Source organism: Blautia faecis, assembly GCF_027662325.1.
Taxonomy (GTDB): Bacteria; Bacillota; Clostridia; order Lachnospirales; family Lachnospiraceae; genus Blautia_A; species Blautia_A faecis.
This window is the reverse complement of sequence record NZ_JAQDKY010000103.1, coordinates 1-1333: the sequence shown is the minus strand read 5'-3', so window position 1 is coordinate 1333 and position 1333 is coordinate 1. Positions and strand designations below refer to the sequence as shown.

2 protein-coding genes are annotated in these 1333 nt (G+C 38.6%); both read right to left on the bottom strand.

Annotated elements, in window-relative coordinates:
• Nucleotides 1-88: 88 nt before the first annotated feature.
• Nucleotides 89-1051, bottom strand: coding sequence for a DUF3658 domain-containing protein (locus PGQ38_RS19295; protein WP_117485939.1), 963 nt, complete (start codon nucleotides 1049-1051; stop codon nucleotides 89-91).
• Between the two features lie 16 nt (nucleotides 1052-1067).
• The coding region (locus tag PGQ38_RS19290) for a TnpV protein (protein ID WP_270433191.1) at nucleotides 1068-1333 on the bottom strand (266 nt) is incomplete at its 5' end.

Genomic DNA, 1333 nt, shown 5'->3' with positions numbered 1-1333 from the left:
CCTATCAGCCAGAGGAAAAAACGGTAAAAAAAACCGCTGTTGCATGGTTGGGGTGCCTTCCATGTAGCAGCGGTTCTTGCTGTGGTTATTATTTCATTCGTTTTCTTAATATCCGGCGATAATTTGTTTCTCCCTTTGGTGCGTCCTGTATAATTTCCAACACACCATCTTCAAGCATTTTATCAATGCGATTAGAAATCCATACATCACTAATTCCAAGTTGATATTTTCCTAAAACATTACCTATAACAATAGCCATTTTGAATTGCTCTGGCTGTTCCGCAATTTCACGAAGAATGAAACTATCATATATATCTTCTGAAACACTTTGCAATTTACCATTTAGCATTGCACGCAAAGGTGCATTTTCATTTTGAAGTTGATTCCATTTCATAGCACAAGCTGAAAGAAATACAGGCTTAGCTTTTTCTTGTAGAGTTATATATTTTCCCCATTCGCCAGGAGAAACCTCCCCCCATGCTATTTTGGATGTCATAGTATTTTCTTTTCCATATTCCCAGGCAGGTAACTTAACCAAATAAATTGTTGTCTGACAGTTTAATGGTCGAAGTTGTTTCATAAGCCAGTACATACCGCAAAGTTCATCCGGATTATAGCTATACCAAATACGAACTTCTTCCCCAGCTACATATCGTTCAATAACCGAAGACAATGTAGTTTTAATTTTCTGTATTTTTTCTTCAACCTGATAGTCTAAATCCTCTACAAACCAGACAGACAGCATTTTCTTGAGAACATTTTTCCGCTGTTCGCCAATTCCATTATCAGAAATATCTCCCACACTAAGAGCCATATCAAAACAATAAACATCACTGCTCTTGCCTCCCAATGGAATAGCATTCTCCCAATCAATATGTTCTTGTTCCTGTGCTTGAATTTGTGCTTCTTTCATTTCATCTGAAGATGGAACACTCCCATCTTCGTGCCTCATAAAGACCGAAACTGCACTTCCTCTATACTTTCCCTTACCGTAAGTTTGGGCAATTTTCAAACTTCCACAGGCACTTTCACCAAATACAATTTCAATCATCTTATATACCTCCGATTTAATTACTCCCGTATGAATAAATTATATCATGCAAAACAATTTCTTCTGCCCGGTTGTGAATGTTATTGCAACGCTGCACCCATTCCATTTGTTGAGTTCGCTTCAATTCCTCTGTCACGCCCTCGGTGGCTTTCATCTGCTCCATGATAGTGTCTAACCGTTTTTGTGCCTGTTCATTCAGGTCTGCAAGATATGTCAACAATTCTCCGGTCAGTATCAATGTATTCAATCTGGCTGGGTGGACTTCTCTTAAATATTCCCGGT